16 protein-coding genes are annotated in these 20173 nt (G+C 71.6%); 5 read left to right on the top strand and 11 right to left on the bottom strand.

Translation table 11 applies throughout. The features are described from left to right. Nucleotides 1-48 precede the first annotated feature (48 nt). Nucleotides 49-1776, bottom strand: a complete 1728-nt coding sequence (locus AB0H32_RS14365; protein WP_361119266.1) for a fatty acyl-AMP ligase — start codon at nt 1774-1776, stop codon at nt 49-51. Between the two features lie 342 nt (nt 1777-2118). On the opposite strand from AB0H32_RS14365, the gene AB0H32_RS14360 reads away from it, so the two are divergent. After that, nucleotides 2119-3213 (top strand): chemotaxis protein, encoded by a 1095-nt coding sequence (locus AB0H32_RS14360; RefSeq protein WP_361119264.1) that lies wholly within the window; start codon nt 2119-2121, stop codon nt 3211-3213. Between the two features lie 126 nt (nt 3214-3339). After that, complete coding sequence (locus tag AB0H32_RS14355) at nt 3340-4365, top strand: Gfo/Idh/MocA family oxidoreductase (protein WP_361119262.1); 1026 nt, start codon at nt 3340-3342, stop codon at nt 4363-4365. On the opposite strand, the gene AB0H32_RS14350 is transcribed toward AB0H32_RS14355, so the two are convergent. Next, on the bottom strand, nt 4355-6376 hold the full coding sequence (locus AB0H32_RS14350) for a phosphocholine-specific phospholipase C (protein WP_361119260.1): 2022 nt from the start codon (nt 6374-6376) through the stop codon (nt 4355-4357). The two genes, AB0H32_RS14355 and AB0H32_RS14350, sit on opposite strands and share 11 nt — an antisense overlap. Before the next feature lie 140 nt (nt 6377-6516). After that, nucleotides 6517-6930: an SsgA family sporulation/cell division regulator gene (locus AB0H32_RS14345; RefSeq protein ID WP_361119258.1), complete on the bottom strand. Its 414-nt coding sequence runs from the start codon at nt 6928-6930 to the stop codon at nt 6517-6519. 349 nt (nt 6931-7279) lie between these two features. On the opposite strand from AB0H32_RS14345, the gene AB0H32_RS14340 reads away from it, so the two are divergent. Next, a complete protein-coding gene (locus tag AB0H32_RS14340; RefSeq protein WP_361119256.1) occupies nt 7280-8710 on the top strand; it encodes a SpoIIE family protein phosphatase in 1431 nt (476 codons plus the stop codon). A gap of 138 nt (nt 8711-8848) precedes the next feature. Here AB0H32_RS14340 and AB0H32_RS14335 read toward each other — a convergent pair whose 3' ends face one another. Next, on the bottom strand, nt 8849-10342 hold the full coding sequence (locus AB0H32_RS14335) for a hypothetical protein (RefSeq protein ID WP_361119254.1): 1494 nt from the start codon (nt 10340-10342) through the stop codon (nt 8849-8851). Between the two features lie 325 nt (nt 10343-10667). Between AB0H32_RS14335 and AB0H32_RS14330 the strand changes: the two genes are divergently transcribed. Together AB0H32_RS14330 and AB0H32_RS14325 are read left to right on the top strand one after the other, a co-directional pair. Further along, nucleotides 10668-11813: an aminoglycoside phosphotransferase family protein gene (locus AB0H32_RS14330; protein ID WP_361119252.1), complete on the top strand. Its 1146-nt coding sequence runs from the start codon at nt 10668-10670 to the stop codon at nt 11811-11813. Nucleotides 11814-12101: 288 nt separating this feature from the next. Continuing rightward, nucleotides 12102-14072: a peptidoglycan recognition family protein gene (locus AB0H32_RS14325; protein ID WP_361119250.1), complete on the top strand. Its 1971-nt coding sequence runs from the start codon at nt 12102-12104 to the stop codon at nt 14070-14072. Nucleotides 14073-14084: 12 nt separating this feature from the next. On the opposite strand, the gene AB0H32_RS14320 is transcribed toward AB0H32_RS14325, so the two are convergent. The 7 genes from AB0H32_RS14320 to AB0H32_RS14290 form a co-directional block, all read right to left on the bottom strand. Then, the gene (locus AB0H32_RS14320) at nt 14085-14582 is read right to left on the bottom strand and encodes a hypothetical protein (protein ID WP_361119248.1); all 498 of its coding nucleotides are present in this window, start codon (nt 14580-14582) and stop codon (nt 14085-14087) included. A gap of 111 nt (nt 14583-14693) precedes the next feature. Then, entirely contained in the window at nt 14694-15596 is a 903-nt protein-coding gene (locus AB0H32_RS14315) for a universal stress protein (protein WP_361119246.1), read from the bottom strand. 165 nt (nt 15597-15761) lie between these two features. Beyond that, entirely contained in the window at nt 15762-16004 is a 243-nt protein-coding gene (locus AB0H32_RS14310; protein ID WP_361119244.1) for a DUF397 domain-containing protein, read from the bottom strand. An 82-nt stretch (nt 16005-16086) separates the two neighbouring features. Continuing rightward, complete coding sequence (locus AB0H32_RS14305) at nt 16087-17253, bottom strand: thiolase domain-containing protein (protein WP_361119242.1); 1167 nt, start codon at nt 17251-17253, stop codon at nt 16087-16089. Beyond that, nucleotides 17250-18299 (bottom strand): thiolase domain-containing protein, encoded by a 1050-nt coding sequence (locus AB0H32_RS14300; protein ID WP_361119241.1) that lies wholly within the window; start codon nt 18297-18299, stop codon nt 17250-17252. Before AB0H32_RS14300 ends, AB0H32_RS14305 begins: the two co-directional genes overlap by 4 nt. Next, nucleotides 18296-19237, bottom strand: coding sequence for an OB-fold domain-containing protein (locus tag AB0H32_RS14295; RefSeq protein ID WP_361119239.1), 942 nt, complete (start codon nt 19235-19237; stop codon nt 18296-18298). The genes AB0H32_RS14300 and AB0H32_RS14295 overlap by 4 nt, the downstream gene beginning before the upstream one ends. Before the next feature lie 15 nt (nt 19238-19252). Continuing rightward, nucleotides 19253-20053, bottom strand: a complete 801-nt coding sequence (locus tag AB0H32_RS14290) for a crotonase/enoyl-CoA hydratase family protein (RefSeq protein ID WP_361119237.1) — start codon at nt 20051-20053, stop codon at nt 19253-19255. Nucleotides 20054-20173 lie beyond the last annotated feature (120 nt).

Below are 20173 nucleotides of genomic sequence, written 5' to 3'. Positions count from 1 at the left end.
GGGCGGGGCGCCGGGCCGCCGGCGCCGCCAGGGCACCGGCGCCCGGGGTCACCCCTCGACGGCGGCGGTCGGCACCAGGGACAGGGTGCTGCCGAGGTACGCGGTCCGGGTGGCGCGGCGCTGGATCTTCCCGCTGGAGGTCTTGGGGATGGTGCCGGGCAGGACGAGGACGACGTCGGCCACGGACAGGCCGTGCGCTTCGCCGACGGCGCTGCGGATCAGGTCGGTGATCTTCTCGGACTCACCGGCCCTGTCGGGGGTGACCTCGGCGACGAGGACGGGCTGTTCGCCCTCCGCCGCGGAGTCCACGGCGAAGGCCGCCGTGCAGCCGGGGCGCAGGGCCGGGTGGGACAGTTCGGCGGTCAGCTCCAGGTCCTGCGGGTAGTGGTTGCGGCCGTCGATGACGATGAGGTCCTTCAGCCGGCCGGTGACGAACAGTTCACCGTCCCGCAGGAAACCGAGGTCGCCGGTGCGCAGGAACCGGCCCTCGCGGCCGGGGAGCCGGGCACGGAACGTCTCACGGGTGGCGAGGGTGTTGCGCCAGTAGCCCTTGGCGACGCTCGCCCCGCCCACCCAGATCTCGCCGACTTCTCCCTCGGGCAGCTCCTGCTGCCGCTCGGGGTGGACGATCGCCACGATCACGCCTTCGCCGGGCCGGCCGCAGCCCACGGCGGCCGCGTCGGCCTCGCCCGCGTTCGGTGCCCCGTCGGCGGCGGCGAGCAGCGTGGGCGGGGCGTCCACGGCGCCGCCGGTGACCATCAAGGTGGTCTCGGCCAGGCCGTAGCAGGGGTAGAGCGCCTCGCGGCGGAATCCGGCGCGGGCGAACGTGTCGGCGAAGCGACGCAGTGTGGCCGCGCGCACCGGCTCGGCACCGTTGAAGGCGACCTTCCACGCGCTGAGGTCCAGGCTGTCGAGGAGGTCCGGGCCGGCGTGCTTCAGGCACAGCTCGTAGGCGAAGTTGGGGCCGCCGCTGGTGTGCGGGCGGTAGCGGCTGACCGCGGTGAGCCAGCGGTCCGGCTGCTGGAGGAAGTGCAGGGGCGAGAACAGGGTGGCGGTGGCGCCGAGGTACACCGTGTTCAGGACCGGGCCGATGAGCCCCATGTCGTGGTAGACGGGCAGCCAGCTGACGAACATCTCGTGGTCGTGCGCGGCGATCGCCTCGGGCGTGTGGCCCATGCGCTCGGTGATGACCCGCTCGTTGTCGAGCAGGTTGCCGTGGGTGACCACGACACCGCGCGGGGCGGAGGTCGAACCGGAGGTGTACTGGAGGAACGCGACGGTGTCCGCGGTGAGTTCGGGCTCGCGCCAGGCGGCGGCCGCGTCGTCGGGTATGTCCTCGGTGGCGGCGCGGGCGATCCCGTCGAGTTCGGGCAGATGCCCGGCCATGCCGTCGAGCGCGGCCATGACGTCGCGGCCGCCCAGGATGACCTTGGCGTCGGCGTCGGCCATCAGGCGCTTCATCCGGGTCAGCGCGCGGTGGTTCTGCGAGCGGCCCTGCGGGGGCACGCCCGGTACGGCGATCACACCGGCCGAGAGGCAGCCCAGATAGGCGCAGATGAACTCCGGGCCGGGCGGGTACAGCAGCATCGCGCGCGAGCCGGCCAGGCCGCGCTCCTGCAGCCAGGCGGCGACGGCCCGGGAGCGAGTGGCCAGCCGGTCGTAGGTGAGTTCCTGGATCTCCCCGTCGCAGTCACCGGTCACGAGGTGCCGGTACGCGGTGCGCTCGGGATGGTTCGAGGCGTGCTGGGTCAGTAAATCGACCAGGGAACGTGCCATGGGAGGTGTCTCACCTGTCTGGGTACGTGGGCGAGGATACGGAGTGCGGGCGTCGCGGTGCATGACCGGACGTGCGCCGCCAACCCGGCCTCATTGCCGGGTCATTGGGCTCGGCTGCCCGTATGGGGAGCCATGGGTCGGATGGCTCCCGCTGTTCCCCCGCAGCAACTTGCTACCAGCGAGTAGCACGATAGCAGTCCAAATGATCGACATGTCGAACGCATGTAAACGCTTCGTGTCCAAGCGAGTTGACGCATCGCGTCCGGGGCATGACGCAGCGTAGCGAAATGTCCTCTTTTGAGTCCGAATGCCGGACAGCTGAAACCGCCCTATCGTGCTGTCATGGAGCACGCACTGAGTCCCGCAACCCTTGCCGAACTGCGGCGCCCGCGTCCTTATCCGGCAGTGTCCGTGCTGACGCCGACACATCGCCGCGAACCCGAGAGCGGACAGGATCCGGTCCGGCTGCGCAATGTGGTGGCCGAGGCCAGGAAGCGGCTGGAATCCGACCCCGGCGTCAGCCGGGAACGGCGCGCCGAGGTCGTGGCAGAGCTCGACCGCGCCCTGGCGGAAGTCGACCTGGCACACGCCGAGGACGGCCTGGTGATCTTCGCCGCCCCCGGTGAGCACCAGGTCTGGTCGCTGGCCCGCACCGTCCCCGAGCGCGTGGTGCTCTCGGACACCTTCCTCACCCGCAATCTGGTCTCCGCCCAGGCGGCCGAGCGGCCCTTCTGGGTGCTGTCGCTCTCCGCCGACCGCATCACGCTGTGGTCCGGCGGCCCCGACCGGGTCGTGGAAGTCCGCTCCGGCGGCTTCCCTCTGATCCACGTCCGGGAGAACTTCGACGCCGAACGGAGGATGCAGATCGGCGACGAGCCGAGCACCTTCCGTGACGAGGGCACCCGCCAGTATCTGCGCGAGGCGGACATCGCCATGAGCGCGGTCCTGCGCGACCAGCCCCGACCCCTGTACATCACCGGCGAGCAGGCAGCGCTGTCCCTGCTGGACGAGGTCGGCAGCGTCGCCAAGTCCGCCGCGCAGATCGCGCACGGAGGCCTCGCCCATGCCGGCCCGGAGGCCGTGTGGCAGGCCCTCAAGCCGGTCCTGGCGGCCGAGGACCACAGGAACACCACGTCCGTCATCAGGGAACTGATCTCGGCACGCGGGCACAAGACCTTCGCCGCCGGGGTCGACGAGCTGTGGCAGAACGCCCGGGACGGGCGCGTCCGGCTCCTCGCCGTCGAGGAGAACTACCGCACGACCGTCCGCGACGACGGCGACCACCTCATCCCGGCCGAGACCGGTGACCTGGACGCCCGCGACGACATCGTGGACGAGATCGTCGAGCAGTGTCTGGAGACCGGCGCCGACGTCCGCTTCGTTCCCGACGGCACGCTGGGCGACGCGAACGGTATCGCGGGGGTGCTGCGGTACTGAGCCCCCCGAGCCGTTCCGGTCCCCCGGCCTGCGCCCGAACCGCCCGGGTCCCCCTGACCGGCCCCCTCGCCGCCTGCTCCCCGGGCGAACGCTACGGCGTGATCGGCGGCGAGAGGGAGCGCGTGCATGGGTGAGCTGCTGGGCGTGGCGGTACTGGGTGCCGGACACATGGGAGCCGACCACATACGACGCCTCGATCAGGTGGTGAGTGGCGCCAGGGTGGCTGCCGTGGCCGACCCCGTGGTCGAGCGGGCGAAGGACGCGGTGGCCGGCCTGGACGGCGTCGCCGTGCACACAGAAGCGGTGGCCGCGCTCGACGCGCCCGGGGTGGCTGCCGTCCTGATCGCCTCTCCCGGCCCCGCGCACGAGGAGGCCCTGCTCGCGGCCTTCGACCGTGGCCTGCCGGTGCTGTGCGAGAAGCCCATGGTGCCGGACTCCACGGGTGCGCTGCGGGTGCTGGAAGCCGAGGCGCGCCTCGGCCGCAGGCTGGCGCAGATCGGCTTCATGCGGCGCTACGACCGGGAGTACCGGCGCCTGAAGGCTCTTTTGGACGGAGGCGGCCTCGGCCGTCCCCTGATGCTGCACTGCACCCACCGCAACGTCTGCTCCCCCGCCGGCTTCACCAGCGCCATGCTGGTCAACAGCTCCGTCTCGCACGAGATCGACGCGGCCCGCTGGCTGCTCGGACAGGAGCTGACGGCGGTCACCGTGCTGCGGCCGGCGTCCTCGGCCCGTGCGCCCGAGGGCCTGGTCGATCCGCAGTTCGTCGTCTTCGAGACGGAGCACGGTGCCCTGGTGGACGTCGAGGTCTTCGTCAACTGCGGCTTCGGCTACCAGGTGCGCTGCGAGGCCGTGTGCGAGGCGGGCAGCGCCCGGATCGGGGACGAGCACACCATGGTGGTGACCGCCGGGGGCAGCGCCGCCGAGGCAGTGGCGCAGGACTACCTCGTCCGCTTCGCCGACGCCTACGACCGCGAGGTGCAGGCGTGGGTCGACGCCACCCGGCGGGGCGAGGCGACCGGCGCGAGCGTCTGGGACGGCTACGCGGCCTCCGTCGTCGCCGAGGCGGGGGTCCGGGCGCTGGAGACCGGCGGCCGGGTGGCCGTCGACCTCGCCCCGCGCCCGGACCTGTACGCCCGGGTCAGCCGCTGACGCTCACGGCGCCCGTCTCCAGGTGCCCGGTGAACCGGCGCGACCAGGTCGCGTCGGAGTCGACGGTCACCGTGAAGTCGTACCAGCCGTTCTGGTACGCGACGGCGTTGAAGTAGTCCTCCTTCGACGCCCCGGCGACGACGGTGTACGTCCAGGGACCGTCGCTGCGGTAGTGGTTGGACGTGATGGTGAACTTCACGCCCGACGCACCCGAGTTGGTCATCTTGAAGTAGACGGCGAGCCTGCCCGTGCCGGGCTCCACGGCGTAACGGGTGCTCACCTCTGCCGTCTTGCCCGCCTTGGTGGCGTCGCCCTGGAAGCGGCGCAGGAACCGGTTGGGCCCGACCATGGTCAGGTCGTACTTGCCGGAGCCGAAGCCCAGGCCGATGTTGAAGGAGTCGGAGGCCGTGCCGCCCGGGTCGACGGTGTACTGCCAGGGCGTGGTGTCCCGGTAGGCGTTGGGGTGGATGGAGAAGTGCGCCGCCCGGGTCGCCGGGCCGCCCTGGTTGGTCATGGTGAACCAGGCGAGGATCTTGCCGGCGGACCCGAACTCCAGGTGGTCCAGGTACCCGTTCGGCTGGTACGGCAGCGCACGGGCCGGACGGGTGCCGGATTCCTGGGCGGGCAGGGCGTTGTTCGTCGGCACGGGGTTGGGCAGCGGGCCGCAGGTGTCGATGCCGATGACGTTCGTCGCGGGCAGCGCGACGGTGCCGTGGACCGGGTTGGCGAAGTCGAAGACACCGGTCAGGTCGCCGCTCACCCTGCGTCGCCAGTCGCTGATGTTGGGACACTTGGCGGGCTTGCCGAGAGCCGAGGTCCAGGTCTCCAGGAAGCGCAGCACCGACGTGTGCTCGAAGACCTCCGAGGAGACCCAGCCACCGCGTGTCCAGGGAGAGACGACGATCATCGGGACGCGGAAGCCGAAGCCGTAGGGCACACCGTTGAGGAACTCGCCGGCGGTTCCGGCGGGCGGGGCCGGGGGCGGGACGTGGTCGAAGAAGCCGTCGTTCTCGTCGTAGTTGAGGAAGAGGACGGTCGAGTCGAAGACGTCCTGGTCGGCGGCGAGGGCCTGGTACACCTGGCTGACGAAGTGCGCGCCGTCGCCGGGCGGGGCGTAGGGGTGCTCGGAGAATGCCTGGTTGGGGACCACCCAGGAGACCTGCGGCAGGGTGCCCGCGAGGACGTCGGCCTTGATGGCGGCGGCGATGTCGTCCGGGGTGGAGCCGGTGACCTTCGGGACGGAGGACATGCCGCGGTCGTGGAGCGGGTCGCCCGGCTTGGCGTTCGTGAAGTTCTTGAAGTAGGCGCAGCCGTTGTCGCCGTAGTTGTCGTCCGCGTTCTGGTAGACCTTCCAGCTCACCCCGGCGGCCTGCAGCGCCTCGGCGTAGCTCTGCCAGGTCAGACCCGACTCGTCGCCGCCGTCGTAGCTGGAGGGGTCGACCTTGCCGCTCCACAGGTAGGTGCGGTTGGGTCCGGTCGCGCTGAGGGTGGAGCAGAAGTAGGCGTCGCAGATGGTGTAGTTGTCGGCGAGCGCGTAGTGGAAAGGAATGTCGGACCGGTCCAGGTAGCCGAGCGATCGGACGTTGCCCACGCCGAGGACCCAGTCGTCCATGCGGCCCTTGTTCCACGCGGAGTGCTGCGAGGACCAGGAGTGTGGCAGGTCGCCGCTGCACTGGGCGAGGGTCTCCCCGTCCTTGCCGCCCGCGTCCGGGGTCGCACTGAGCTTCCACGGGTACTGGCGGCCCAGTCCGTTGGGCTGGTTGAAGACCGGGTAGCCGCCGCTGAGGGTGATGCCGCTGCGGTCGTCGAAGCCGCGGACACCCTTCAGGCGCCCGAAGTAGTGGTCGAAGCTGCGGTTCTCCTGCATGAGGATGACGACGTGCTGTACGTCCTTGATCGTGCCGCTCGCCGTGGCGGCCGCGGCCGCGCTGCGGGTGCCGACGCCCAGCGCCGCTCCCGCCGCCACGGACGCCCCGAGCCCCACGAATCCCCTTCGGCTGATCGGTGTCATTGGCCCCGTCCTCGTCAGCGGAGTGCCCCTGCGGCACACCGCGCGCCAGGGTGCACGCGGTGATCGACGAGGTCCATAGGTGTGCGATGAGGCATGGGTGAACAAAAGTCAAAGTTGCTGCCGGGCATGACCGGCACCGCTCACACCCCTCCGAACAGGGTGCTCAGCCCCCGTTCCACCACCGCCGTCACGTCTTCCTGCCCGGCCGGCACCATGGCATAGGTGTTCAGCAGGAAACGGCGCAGCGCCGAGGTCGGGAACTGGATCAGGGCCAGACCGCACGGCGAATGGAACTCCACGACCGTCCGCGTGTGGCCGCACGGCCATATCTGGACGTCCCCGTGTCCGGCCGGGGCGCGCAGTCCCTGGTCCAGCAGGGAGCGCGCGAAGGTCCAGGTGACCTCGTCGCCCCCCAGGGTGGCCTCGGGCGGGAAGTCCACGAAGACGGCCAGCGGATCGTCCGCCGTGTAGCGCAGGGTTGCCGACACCGGGACCTCCTGGTCCTCGGCGGTGATCAGACGGGCGTGGGCGGGCTGCTCGATGATGAGGTCCATGCCTATAAGGAGTCCGCAGACGTCCTTCACAGGACGCTGAATCCGGACAGAGTTGGCGCGCCGCAACCTGTCGGAGGCACTATGGAACACCAGAGCGTCGAACGCGCGAATGGGCGCTACTTCGAAGGGTTCGAAGTCAGTCATCTCCCGTAGTGCGTCTACGACTTGGCGACTTCCGCGCGTACGGCATCCGTACCTTCGGATCACACCGGAGGGACTCTGGCATATGCCGGAAGCACCACCGTATCGTGTGTTGCCAAATCCCTTACGGGGCGTCGCGGGCTGTGCGACAGTCGTAACGGTCCCTCCCCTCCCCCGTGGCCGTACCGTCCCCTCATCGGAGTGCGTCATGCCGTCCCCAGTCTCCGCGGACCGCTCAGCCGCCCAGCCGCCGGCGCGCGGCTCGGTCGAGGCGTTGATATCGCAGACGCGGAGACTCAGGGGCGACATGGACGCCGTACGGCGCGACACCAAGAGCGAGGTTTCGGAGCCCGAGGAGCGCTGGCAACAGGCGCTGTACGACCTCGCACTGCACCAACTCGAGGATCTGGACTCGCACTTGGCGCAGCTGAGGGACGGCCCGCTGCCCGCACCCGCCGAGCCCGTCGACACCCCGGTGGTCCGGCCGGCACCGGCCGGCACCGCACGCGGGTCGCTGCTCAGCCGGGTCGGCAGCGCGGAGTGGAACCTGCTCACCGACGAGGTGAGCTGGTCCGGCGAGCTGTACCAGATCCTCGGCCTCGACCCGGCCGCCCCCGCGCTCACCCTCGACGAGCTGCCCTCCCTGATCCTGGAGGAGGACCGGCCGAAACTGACCGCGATGGTGACGGACTGCCTGGTCGACGCCAAGCCGATCGACGGCGAGTTCCGCATCGTACGGCCCGACGCCGCCGAGCGGACCGTGCACATGATGGGCGAACCCGTGCTCGGTGCCGACGGCAGCACCGCCTCGATGTGGGCCGTGCTGCGGGACGTCAGCGAACTGCGCCGCAGCCAGCGGACGGTGAGCGAGACCCGTGACTCGTTGCACCACCACCGCCGGCAGGCGCAGACCGAGCACCAGCTCGCGGTCGAGCTGCAGGAGGCCGTGCTGCCGCCATGGCGCGGTTCCCTGCGGCTCCCGCACCGGGGGCAGCAGACCCTCGACCTCGCCGCGCACTGTCTGCCCGCCGCGACGAGCGCACTGATCGGCGGCGACTGGTACGACGCGCTGGAACTGTCCGACGGGGCGACCCTGCTCAGCGTCGGCGACCTCACCGGGCACGGGGTCGCCGTCGCCTCGGGCATGGCGATGCTGCTGGGCGCCGTGCGCGGGATGGCGATGGCCGGAACCGAACCCGGCGCACTGCTCGCCATGCTGAACCAGTTACTCGACGCCACCGTGCAGCCCGCTCTCGGCAGCGCCGTCTGCTGCCGCTACAGGCCCGAGACCCGCGCCCTGGTGTGGGCGCAGGCAGGACACCCCGCCCCGCTGCTGTACCGCAACGGGACAGGGCGTGTGCTGCACGCACCCGAAGGCGTCCTGCTCGGCGCCACCACGGGCGCCACCTATGGGCAGGCCGAGGTGGCCCTCGAGCCGGGCGACGTTCTCCTGCTGCACACCGACGGACTGGTGTCCGGGCAGAGCGCGACGACCGCCGTGGCCCCCCTCCTCGACCTCGCCCCGCGCTTCGGGGCGGCACGCACCGCGCAGGACTGTGTGCGCGCGGTCGTGGAGGAGTTCGGCGGAGCCGAGCGTGAGGACGACGCGTGTGTGCTCGTCGCCAAGGTCACCACATGAGCCGACCTGCCGGGGTCACCGGCTGAGCCGACCTGCCGAGAACATCGCGTGAGCCGCCCCGGCGAGTCACCGGCCGAGCCGGCCTGCCCGGGGCACCGCGTGACCTGACCGGTTCGGAATCCGCAGCGCGCAGGCCACTTACGCCTGTGCGCTGTTGTCGCCCCTGCCCTTCTGCCTCGGCAGGACGAGCCTGATCTCCTCCCGCAGTTCATGGATCTTCGGGTAGCCGGCGTACTCGGCGGTGAGCCGGTACATCTGCCGCAGCCGGTCCCAGGTGCGGCGTGAGGAGTTCGAGCCCATCGACATCAGGGCCAGCCGTGCGTAGCGGTCCGCCTGTTCGGGGTCGTCGGCGATGAAGCAGGCCGAGGCCATGGAGAGATGGTCGAAGATCTTCGACCGCTCCCGTCCGTCGACGCGCAGGGCCAGGGCCTTGTCCGCGTAGTACTGCGCGTGGGCGGCTGCGCCCGGGTCGAACTCCGCGAGCGTGCGGTAGGCGAGGGCCTGCATGCCGTACAGATCCTCGTCCTTGAAGGTCTGCATCCAGTCCGGCGGTTCCACCTCCGCACGGTCGGAGACGAAGAGGTCCTCCGCCTGTCCGAGCGTGCGGCGCATCGCCTGGCCCTTGCCCATCGAGGCCTGTGCCCAGGCCTCGATGGTGTGGAACATCGCCTTCGTACGCGGCTGGAGGCGCTCCCCCGAGCCGGACTGGGCGAGCTTCATCAGATCCAGCGCGTCGTCGGGCCGGCCGAGGTGCACCATCTGCCGGGCCGCCCGGGACAGGGCCTCACCGGCTCGCGGCCGGTCACCGCCCTCGCGGGCGGCATGGGCGGCGATGACGAAGTACTTCTGGGCCGTGGGCTCCAGGCCGACGTCGTGCGACATCCAGCCCGCGAGGACGGCGAGGTTGGCGGCGACGCCCCACAGGCGGCGCTGGAGATGGGGTGGATGGTGGTAGGCGAGCATGCCGCCCACCTCGTTGAGCTGTCCCACGACCGCCTTGCGCTGTAGCCCGCCTCCGCGGGCCGCGTCCCAGGCGCGGAACACCTCGACCGAGCGCTCCAGTTCCTCGATCTCCTGCGACCCGATGGGGGCGGCCTCATAGCGGTCGAACCCAGCGGGGTCGGCGTGCAGGGGATCGTCGAGGACAGGGGCGTCGGCCTTCAGGGTGGGGTCGGTGTGCAACCAGTCGTACATGGCGCTGCTGAGTGTGGATCCCGCGGCGAGCGCGGCACCCGCGCCCACCAAGCCGCGTCGGTTGAGCATGAGGTCCATTCCCGTGAATTCGGTGAGGACCGCGGCGGTCCGTTCGGGCGCCCACGGCACTCCGTCGGGATGCTCCGCATTCCCGTCGCCCTGCCGTTTTCCCGCACGCCCGTGCCGTACCAGACCGAGGTCCTCGATGGTCACGACACGGCCGAGACGCTCGGTGAACAGAGCCGCCAGCACCCGCGGCACGGGATCGCGCGGGATCTCTCCCGTGTCGATCCACCGCCGCACCCGGGAGGTGTCGGTCGACAATTGGGGGTGGCCCATGGCCGCCGCCTGCTTGTTGACCAGCCTCGCGAGTTCGCCCTTGGACCAGCCGGCCAGGCCGAACAGGTCGGCCAGGCGGGTGTTGGGTTCTCCGCTCACGTCAAGCCCCCAGGTTCTCGGCTGAGTTGACAGTAGCCCCGTGGAGGTTGCCGGGCGACTATTCGCCACGGTTCGCCAGGGTGCGCCAGATGGTGTGCCACCGGTCATCGGGTGTCAGGTAGGAAAGCGCCACCCCGACCCGGTCGCCGCTTGTAGTGAAGGTGCATTCCCCAGGGTGCACCCGGGCGCCGGGCCGGGTGGGCGTACGAACTCGAAGCCATCACTTCGAGCGTGGAATTCGAGCGTGACTTTGAGCTTCGAGCACGACTTTGAGCTCGGACCCACAGGCAGGCACCGCAGGCACACGAAGGGATCTGTATCTCCCATGTACGCAGCATCGTCCTCCGTGTCCGCTCCGCCCCGGCCGCTGCGTCCCCGCCCGGCGGGCGGCGGGCCGTACCTCGACCCGGTGGCGCGGCCGGGAGCCCCCGCGCTGGGCGCGGGCCGACCGCGGCGCGTTCCGGGCCAGCCCGGTACCCAACCGCTCAGCGGGAGACTCGACTTGTCCGGTCCCCAGGGATCGCAGCTGCGCACCGCGATCGCCTCGGTGCACCGGATCTGTCCGGAGTTCTCTCCGGTGCAGGTACTGCGCCGCAGCGGGCGGTCCGTCCTTCTCGTCGGGACGACGGGGCGCAGCACGGCCGTGGCCAAGTGCCTCCTGGACCACTCGCCCGCCTGGTCGGAGCGGATCCGCCACGAAATAGCGGCATACCGCTCGTTCGTCCGGCACCGGCCGCCGGTGCGGGTGCCCAGGCTGATCGCGGCGGACCCGGACAACTGCACCCTGGTGATCGAGCGCATGCCCGGCCGGGTGGCGGCGCTCCAGCGGCATCCGGTGGAGGCCCCGCCCCGGCCGGACATCCGGGCCGCGCTCGGCGCCATCTGCCGGCTGAACGCCTGGCGGCCTCCGGCGGGCACCTTCGACGCCCCCCTGGACTATGCGGCCCGCATCTCCCGCTACCACGAGCTGGGGCTGCTGACCGACCGGGACCTGGGAGACCTGCAGAAGCTGCTGCACGGCATCGCGCACGCGGCGGGCCGCCAGGGGATGGGCCAGTTCTGCCACGGCGACGCCCTGCTGTCGAACGTCCTGTTGTCACCGGCCGGTCCAGTGCTGGTGGACTGGGAGCACGCGGGCTGGTATCTGCCGGGGTACGACCTGGCGACGCTGTGGCTGGTCCTCGGGGACGCGCCGGTGGCCCGGCGTCAGATCAGCCAGATCGCCCAGGCGGCGGGCCCTGCCTCCCGGGACGCCTTCCTGGTGAACCTGATGCTCGTGCTGACCCGGGAGATCCGCACCTACGAGACGGCCGTGCAGCGCTCGATGCACGACACGACCCCGGCGGCACCGGGTACGGCCCACCCGAGTGCTGCGCCGTCCGGCGAGGAACAGCGGCTGCTGCTCAGGCGGCTGCACGACGACTGTCAGCTGGCCCGCAGGGCCGTGCGCGCTGCGGTCGGCACTCGCTGACGGGGACGACGGCTCCGCGGTGCGCCCAGAGCGGCGGCGCATCGCGGACCTTCGTGTGTCCGGACCACGGTCCGCGGACGCCCACTGGTGTACGCCTCTGACGCCCCGCAGGCCCGCGCACCGCCCTGGCGAAACTCGCCGAAACCCTCCGTGACATGGGAAATCAGGTTCGTGAAGGCATTATTGACGGATCGTCGGCCAGCCGGTACCACTGTCCCAGCTCGGCGCCGCACGCCCCGCCACGCCCCGCCACGCCCCGCCACGCCCCGCCCGTCACAGGAGGCAGCATTGCGAGGTTCCGCCACCGACCCCAGACCCGCACCCGGCCACAGACATCTGCGACGGACCGCCGGCACACTCGCCTCCGCGACCCTGCTGCTGCCGCTGCTCGGCGCGGCCCCCGCCCCGGGCGCCACCTCACCCTCCACCGACCGGCTCCAGCACGCCTACGCCACCGCGGCCGACGAGTACCACGTGCCGCTGAGCGTCCTGCTGGCCGTCTCCTATCTCCAGTCCCGCTGGGACACGCACGCCGGAGCGCCCAGTGTGAGCGGCGGCTACGGCCCGATGCACCTCACCGACGCCCGCACCGCGCTCGCCACGACCGAGCACCTCGCCGAGGGCACCGAGGACGCCCGCGGCGACACCGCCCGTGCGGCCCTCCACCCCGACATCAGGCTGCCGGCCGCATCGGCGCTCCCGGCCCGCCTCAAGACGCTGCCCAGGGCGGCCGGGCTGACCGGCCTTGCCGCAGCACGGCTGCGTTCCGACCCGGCCGCCAACATCGCGGGCGGCGCCGCCCTGCTCGCGGCCGCCCAGAAGGAACTGGGCGAGCCGTTCAGCTCCGACCCGGCCGACTGGTACGGCGCGGTGGCCCGCTTCTCCGGCGCGGACGACGCGGCGACCGCGGCGGCCTACGCGAACGACGTGTACGACGTGCTGCACACCGGCGAGGAGCGCACCACCGACGACGGCCAGCTGGTCGTCCTCGCCGCCCAGCCGCACGTCGTCGCCGACACCGCCCAGCTGAAGCTGGCCGGGCTGCGGACGGTCCCGGCGGACGGCACCGAATGCCCGCGTTCGGTGTCCTGCGAGTGGATCCCCGCGCCGTACGCCCAGTTCGGGGACGACGACTACGGCAACCACGACCTCGGCGACCGCCCGGGATCACAGAGCATCAAGTACATCGTCATCCATGACACGGAGGGCACCTGGGACGGGGTGCTCCATCTGGTCCAGGACCCCACTTATGTGTCCTGGAACTACACCATCCGGTCCACCGACGGTCTGATCGCCCAGCACGTCAAGGCGGCGGACGTCGCCTGGCACGCGGGCAACTGGTACGTCAACGCGAAGTCCGTCGGCATCGAGCACGAGGGCTTCCTCGCCGCGCCGGACGCCTGGTACACGGAGGCGATGTACCGGTCCTCGGCGCGTCTGGTGAAGTACCTGGCCCGGACCTACGACATCCCGCTGGACCGGCAGCACATCCTGGGCCACGACAATGTGCCCGGGCCGACCACGTCCACCATCCCCGGCATGCACACGGACCCGGGTCCGTACTGGGACTGGCGCCACTACTTCCACCTGCTGGGCCACCCCTTCGAGCCCACGGGCGGCCGGCACTCCCCTCTGGTGACGATCCTGCCGGACTACGCCGACAACCAGCCGGTGTACACGGGCTGCACCACCGCGGGCGAGCCCTGCACGGCGCACGGCTCCGGCGAGGTGCGGCTCTATTCCGACCATGACGAGAACGCACCGCTGATCAAGGACATCGGCCTGGGCAGGGCACCGACCGACGGGGTGAACGACCTGTCCTCCCGGGCCTCCACCGGCCAGCAGTACGCGGTCGCCGACCGCTGGGGCGACTGGACGGCAATCTGGTACCTCGGGCAGAAGGCCTGGTTCGAGAATCCGCGCAAGGAGCCCACGGCGGTGCCGGCGTCCGGCCTCGTCGTCACTCCGAAGGACGGCCTGGCGAGCGTCCCGGTGTACGGCAGGGCGTACCCGGAGAAGGAGGCCTACCCGGCGGGGGTGCCCGCCCAGTCCGTGGTGGCGCTGCCGTACACGATTCCGGCGGGGCAGAAGTACGTGGTCGGTGACGTGGTGCCGGGCGAGTACTACTACTCGGTCACCTTCACCACCGACTCGCACCGGGTCGTGGTCGGCAAGGATCTGTACTACGAGATCCAGTACGGCCACCGGGTGGCGTTCGTGCGGGCCGCGGACGTCCGCCTGGAGGGGGCCGTCCGGTAGCGGGACCCCTGGTCAGCCCTGCTGGAACAGCTCCGCCGGGAGCGGCTTCAGCAGGGCGTACAGGTCGTCGGTGATGGGGCGGTCCCAGGCGGCGATGGTCACGAGGATGCCGTCGCTGCGGTCGAACTGGACGCAGGAGATGCGGCTCTCGGAGAGCTTCAGGCGGCGCACGATCAGCAGGTTGTCGCCCTGGAGGACCGGGGTGTCCTCGGTGCCGACGACGGTGACCTCCTCGTCGTTCTCCAGCGCCAGCAGCAGCTGGCCCACCTCGAAGGGGATCTCGCCCTCGGTGACCTCCCGGGCCGGGGAGCCCTCGGGGAGGTTGCCGATGATCATGGCGGGGCCGCGGCCGCCGAACAGGTCGTAGCGCAGGAAGACGCCCTGGCAGGTGCCGTCGGGCGCGGGCAGCTGGCCCGCGCCGAGGTTGCCCGGCCAGTCGCCCGGGTCCATGGCCAGCACGTCGAAGTCGGGTCCGGCAGGAGTGGCGCTGCGGCGGCGGAGGAACGACATGCGGCCATGGTACGTGTACACGCGTGGTCGGCGACGTGCGGGCGCGCTCTCGGGGGACGCCCGTACGCATCCGTCCGTCACGGAGCGTGCCGGTGCCCGGGCGCGACGGGGTCACTCCTGTGGCGGCGACGGCGGTACGACCGCCACGGGGCTCGCCGCGTGCAGCAGCACGGCCTGGGTGACCGAGCCCATCATGCGGGCGGGGGCGAGCAGGCTCCGCCGGTGCCGGCCGACCACGACCAGGTCGGCGTCCTTGGACGCGGCAACCAGGTGACCGGCAGCGTCTCCGGGCAGGGCCTCCACGTCGGCGCGCACGTCGGGGTGCCGCTTGCGGTGCGGGGCGAGGAAGCCCTCGGCGAGGGACCGGGTCTCGTTCCCGACGGCGTCCTCGTCGATCGGCGGCGGCACCAGCTGGCCGGGGGCGGACCAGGTCTGCACCGGCCAGGGGTAGGCGGCGACGGCCTGGACGCGGGCCTTGTGCAGGGCGGCCTCGGTGAAGGCGAAGTCGAGGGTGGCATCGTCCGGACTGTCGGCGTGCACGCCGACGACCACGCGGGGCCCGGGCTCCGCGGGCCCGTCCCCGTGGACCTCGCGGCCGGGCCGGGGCACGACGACCACCGGGCATGCGGCGTCACGTGCGGCGGCCAGGCCGTTGGAGCCGAGCAGCAGGCTGGCGAAGCCGCCGCGGCCCCGTGAGCCGAGGACCAACAGCTGGGCGTCCGCGCCCAGTTCGGGCAGTACCGCGCCCGGTACGCCCTCCAGGGCCACGTACTCCACGGCCGGGGCGTCCGGGCGGTCCCGCAGCAGGGCGCGCACCTCGTCGAGCACCGGGTCGCCCCCCGCGTCGGGCGGCCCGGCGACCAGCACGTCCGCCTGTCCCCAGGCGGCGTACTGCCGTACGTGCACCACCCGCAGCTCGGCCGCGCGGCGGCGGGCGGCTTCCAGGGCCCATTCCAGGGCCCGCCGGCTGTCCTCGGAGCCGTCGACCGCGGCGATGACCGGCGCACTGCTCATCTTTCCTCACTTCCGGAACACGACCTTCCCGTGCCGGTGCCAGCCTCGCTCAGGCATGGGCCCCGGCCGGGCGCTGTTGATCGCGTGTCCGGAAATCCGCGCTCAACACGCCCGGATCGGCTCCGGTGCCGCCCGGGACACCGGGAGGACCGACGGTGAGGGCGCTCAGGTCAGGTCGAACTCCCCTTCCCGTGCGCCGGAGACGAACGCGCCCCACTCCGCCGGGGTGAAGATCAGGGAAGGGCTTTGCGGGCGGCCGCTGTTGCGCATCGCGATGAATCCCTCGACAAAGGCGATCTGGACATCGCCCAGCCCTCGGCTGCTGGACTGCCACTCGGCCTTGCTGAGGTCCAGCTCCGGCTTGTCCCAGCCCGCGAACGGCTGCTGCTGGATGGTGGTCTCGGCCACGTCCGTGCTCCTCCCGGTTCGTCGTCCGCGGTCAGCCTAGCGAGCGGTTACGACGGCGGACAGGCCGTGTCGGGAGGACCTTTCAGGAGGCGGGGGGCTGTGATCCCACCAGCCACATGGAGAAGAACTGGGAACCGCCGCCGTAGGCGTGCCCGAGCACCTTGCGAGCGCCGTCCACCTGGTGTTCCCCGGCCTGACCGCGCACTTGGAGTGCGGCCTCGGCGAAGCGGATCATGCCGGAGGCGCCGATGGGGTTGGTGGACAGCACGCCGCCCGACATGTTGACGGGCAGGTCGCCGTCCAGCTCGGTCACCCCGGACTCGGTGAGTTTCCAGCCCTCGCCCGCCTCGGCGAACCCGAGGTTCTCCAGCCACATGGGCTCGTACCAGGAGAACGGCACGTACATCTCGACGGCGTCGATGTCCCGGCGCGGGTCGGCGATGCCGGCCTGCCGGTAGACGTCGGCGGCGCAGTCCTTGCCGGCCTGCGGGGAGACGAAGTCCTTGCCCGCGAAGAGGGTCGGCTCGCTGCGCATGGCGCCGCCGAGCATCCAGGCCGGCGGCCGGGGCGCACGGGCGGCTCCGGCTCGGTCGGTGAGGACCATGGCGCAGGCGCCGTCCGAGGACGGGCAGGTCTCGGAGTAGCGGATCGGGTCCCACAGCATGGGCGAGGCCTGGACCTTCTCCAGCGTAATGTCGTGCTCGTGGAGGTGGGCGCAGGGGTTCTTCAGGGCGTTGCGCCGGTCCTTGTAGGCGACGAGGGAGCCGACGGTGTCGGGGGCGCCGCTTCGCCGAATGTACGCGCGTACGTGCGGGGCGAAGAAGCCGCCCGCCCCGGCGAGCAGGGGCTGCTGGAAGGGGATCGGCAGGGACAGGCCCCACATGGCGTTGGACTCGGACTGCTTTTCGAAGGCGAGGGTGAGGACGGTGCCGTGGACGCGTGCCGCGACCAGGTTCGCGGCGACCAGCGCGGTGGATCCCCCGACCGATCCGGCGGTGTGCACCCGGAGCATCGGCTTGCCCACCGCGCCGAGGGCGTCGGCGAGGTACAGCTCGGGCATCATCACGCCCTCGAAGAAGTCGGGCGCCTTGCCGATGACGACGGCGTCGATGTCGGCCCAGCTCAGCTCCGCGTCCTGGAGCGCGGCGAGGGCCGCCTCGCGGACGAGGCCGGCGATCGACACGTCCCGGCGGGCGGCCACGTGTTTGGTCTGGCCGACGCCTACGACGGCCACGGGCTCCTTGCTCATCGTGGATCCCCTTCGAGTACGGCGACCAGGTTCTGTTGCAGGCAGGGCCCGGAGGTGGCGTGGGCGAGCGCGCGGTCGGACGCACCGCGGTGGATGCGGGCGGCGGCCTCGCCGATGCGGATGAGTCCGGCGGCCATCACCGGGTTGGCGGCGAGGGCACCGCCGGAGGGGTTGACGCGGACGCCGTCGCCGAGCCGGAGCGCCCTGCGCAGCACGACCTCCTGCGAGCTGAAGGGGGCGTGCAACTCGGCGGTGTCGACCGGCCGTTCGAAGGCGCCGGCCTTCTCGGCGGCCAGCCGGGCGGACGGCGAGTCGGTGAGGTCGCGCACACCCAGGGAGTGGGCCTCGATGCGGTGGTCGATGCCCCGGATCCAGGCGGGCCGCTCGCACAGTTGCCTGGCCCGCTCCCCCGCCGCGAGGATCACGGCGGCGGCGCCGTCGCCGACGGGCGGGCAGTCGCCGGTGCGCAGAGGGCGTACGACGTAGTCGCCCGGGGGCACCGGCCCCTTCCGCTGTGCATGGGGGTTGGCGGCGGCGTCGGCCCCGCTGCGGGCGCCGACCGCGGCGAGCGCGGGTTCGTCGGTCTCCCCCGCGTCGATGAGGGCCTGCGCCTGGAGGGCGGCCAGGGCCACGGCATCGGGCCACAGGGGAGCCACGTAGTACGGGTCGAGCTGCCGGGTCAGTACGTCCCGCACCGAACCCGGTGAGCACTTGCCGTACGAGTAGACGAGCGCGGTGTCGGCGTCCCCGGTGAGCAGCTTGGTCCATGCCTCGTACAGGGCCCAGGCGCCGTCCATCTCGACGTGCGACTCGGAGATGGGCGGCCAGGCGCCGACGCCGTCCAGGGCGAGGGTGAAGGAGAAGGCCCGGCCGGCGAGGTAGTCGCTGGAGCCGGAGCAGGTGAAGCCGATGTCGGAGGCCTTCAGCCCGGTCCGCTCCAGGACCTCGTGCAGGACCGGCATGAGCATCTCGACCTCGGAGGACTCCTCGGTGGAGCGCCGGTGGTCGGTCTGGGCGAAGGCGACGACCGCGATCTCCCTTGTCACAGCAGCTCCTTGTAGGTGTCGTAGTCGGCGTCGGGTTCGCCGGTGGGCCGGTAGTGATCGGGGTAGCGCGCTCCTGGTGTCCACACGGGCTCGACCCGCTGTCCCATGCGCACCTCGTCGTAGGGGATGCCGCCGATGCGGGCGTGCAGGGCGAGGTCGGCGCCGTCGAGGGCGATGTGTGCGTAGACGTAGGGCACCTCGATGTCGAGGTTCCTGGCCTTGATGTTGACGATGCAGTAGGTGGTCACCGTGCCCCGGGGCCCCACCTCGACCTGTTCGAACGTGGCGACGCCACAGGTGGGGCAGGCACCCCTCGGAGGGACGTACACCTTGCGGCAGGAGGGGCAGCGCTCGCCGACGGTCCGTTGTCCGGAGAGGGCGTGGATGTAGGCGGACTGGGCGCGGCCGGGCGAGTAGGTGTAGTCGAGCCGTGCCGGGGCGACGATGCCGGTGAGGGGGTTCTCGAACTCGCCCGTGTGAGCGCCCGGTTGTTCCGGTGCGCCGTCGTACGGCTCGAAGCACGCGATGTCCGTGATGGCTCCGGTGCGGTCTTCGGCCCACCGGATCCGCACCCTCGTGCCGGTGCGGACGGCCTCGGGGCCCGGGGCGTCCAGGGCGTGCAGCAGGGCGGTGTCGGCGCCGTCGAGCCGGACCAGGACCCAGGCGAAGGGGGTGGCAAGCGGCTGGCCGCGGCGCGGCTCGTGGTTCCAGGCCCAGGTGGTGACCGTGCCCGTGGGGGCGACTTCCACGAGGTCGCGGATCTCCTCGGCGGAGACGGGGTCGTACTCCACGGGCGGCACGAGCGTGCGGCCGTCCGCGGCCCTCACGCCGAGGACCACGCGTTCGCGCAGTCCGGTGAGGAACGCGCTCTGGACGGGGCCGAGGGACCGGGTGAAGGGGAACTCGACCACGAGAGGGGCTTTGAGGACTTCGGGCATCGGGGGCTCCTCGGGTCAGGCGCGCTTGTAGACGGGCGGACGCTTCTGCGCGAAGGCGCGGGCGCCCTCCTTGGCGTCGGCGGTGTCGAAGACGGGCCAGCCGCGGGCGAGTTCGGCGGCGAGTCCGTCGGTCTCGGTCATCTCGGCGGTCTCGTACACCGACGCCTTGACGGCCTCGACGGCGAGCGGTCCGCAGGCGTTGATCTGCTCGGCGATCTCCAGCGCCCTGGCGAGTGCGCCTCCGTCGGGGACGACGTGCCCGATCAGCCCGATGGCGGCGGCCTCCTCGGCGCTGTACGGCCGCCCGGTGAGCAGCATCTCCAGGGCGTGGGTGCGCGGGATCTGGCGCTGCAGCCGGACGGTCGAGCCTCCGATCGGGAACAGGCCGCGCCTGACCTCGAACAGGCCGAAGGTCGCGGACGCGCCCGCGACCCGGATGTCGGTGCCTTGGAGGATCTCGGTGCCCCCGGCCACGCAGTACCCCTCGACGGCGGCGATCACCGGTTTGCGGGGGCGGTGGTGGCGCAGCATGGCCTTCCAGTGCAGATCGGGGTCGGCCTTGAGCCGGTCGCGGTAGTGCTGCCCTGCCATGCCGTCGCCGGCCAGGGCCTTGAGGTCCATTCCGGCACAGAAGGCGCCCCCGGCCCCGGTGAGCACGATCGAGCGGATCGCGTCGTCCTCGTCGGCCTCGGTCCAACCGTCGTACAGGCCGACGAGCATGGGAAGCGAGAGCGCGTTCTTCGCTTCGGGCCTGTTGAGCGTGAGCACCAGTGTGGCGCCTTCGCGCTGCACGGTGAGGTGTTCGGTCCCACCCATTGCCCATCTCCCCTCGGTAAGAACGAGAACAGGTTGCAGGAGGCGGTGAGGCACTTCAAGGGTTTTCTGACAGGCAGTCAGATTTCCTTGCGCGGACCCTTCACAGTTGCGGCGCCCTTT

The sequence above is a fragment of the Streptomyces sp. NPDC020362 genome (assembly GCF_040642095.1).
Classification (GTDB): domain Bacteria; phylum Actinomycetota; class Actinomycetes; order Streptomycetales; family Streptomycetaceae; genus Streptomyces.
This window is presented reverse-complemented; position numbering and strand designations above follow the sequence as displayed.

Coding starts and splice junctions, on each gene's coding strand:
- AB0H32_RS14340 (WP_361119256.1), top strand. CDS start 7,280: ATGCCGTCCCCAGTCTCCGCGGACCGCTCAGCCGCCCAGCCGCCGGCG.
- AB0H32_RS14315 (WP_361119246.1), bottom strand. CDS start 15,596: ATGAGCAGTGCGCCGGTCATCGCCGCGGTCGACGGCTCCGAGGACAGC.
- AB0H32_RS14365 (WP_361119266.1), bottom strand. CDS start 1,776: ATGGCACGTTCCCTGGTCGATTTACTGACCCAGCACGCCTCGAACCAT.
- AB0H32_RS14305 (WP_361119242.1), bottom strand. CDS start 17,253: ATGAGCAAGGAGCCCGTGGCCGTCGTAGGCGTCGGCCAGACCAAACAC.
- AB0H32_RS14320 (WP_361119248.1), bottom strand. CDS start 14,582: ATGTCGTTCCTCCGCCGCCGCAGCGCCACTCCTGCCGGACCCGACTTC.
- AB0H32_RS14330 (WP_361119252.1), top strand. CDS start 10,668: ATGTACGCAGCATCGTCCTCCGTGTCCGCTCCGCCCCGGCCGCTGCGT.
- AB0H32_RS14350 (WP_361119260.1), bottom strand. CDS start 6,376: ATGACACCGATCAGCCGAAGGGGATTCGTGGGGCTCGGGGCGTCCGTG.
- AB0H32_RS14355 (WP_361119262.1), top strand. CDS start 3,340: ATGGGTGAGCTGCTGGGCGTGGCGGTACTGGGTGCCGGACACATGGGA.
- AB0H32_RS14295 (WP_361119239.1), bottom strand. CDS start 19,237: ATGCCCGAAGTCCTCAAAGCCCCTCTCGTGGTCGAGTTCCCCTTCACC.
- AB0H32_RS14360 (WP_361119264.1), top strand. CDS start 2,119: ATGGAGCACGCACTGAGTCCCGCAACCCTTGCCGAACTGCGGCGCCCG.
- AB0H32_RS14290 (WP_361119237.1), bottom strand. CDS start 20,053: ATGGGTGGGACCGAACACCTCACCGTGCAGCGCGAAGGCGCCACACTG.
- AB0H32_RS14345 (WP_361119258.1), bottom strand. CDS start 6,930: ATGGACCTCATCATCGAGCAGCCCGCCCACGCCCGTCTGATCACCGCC.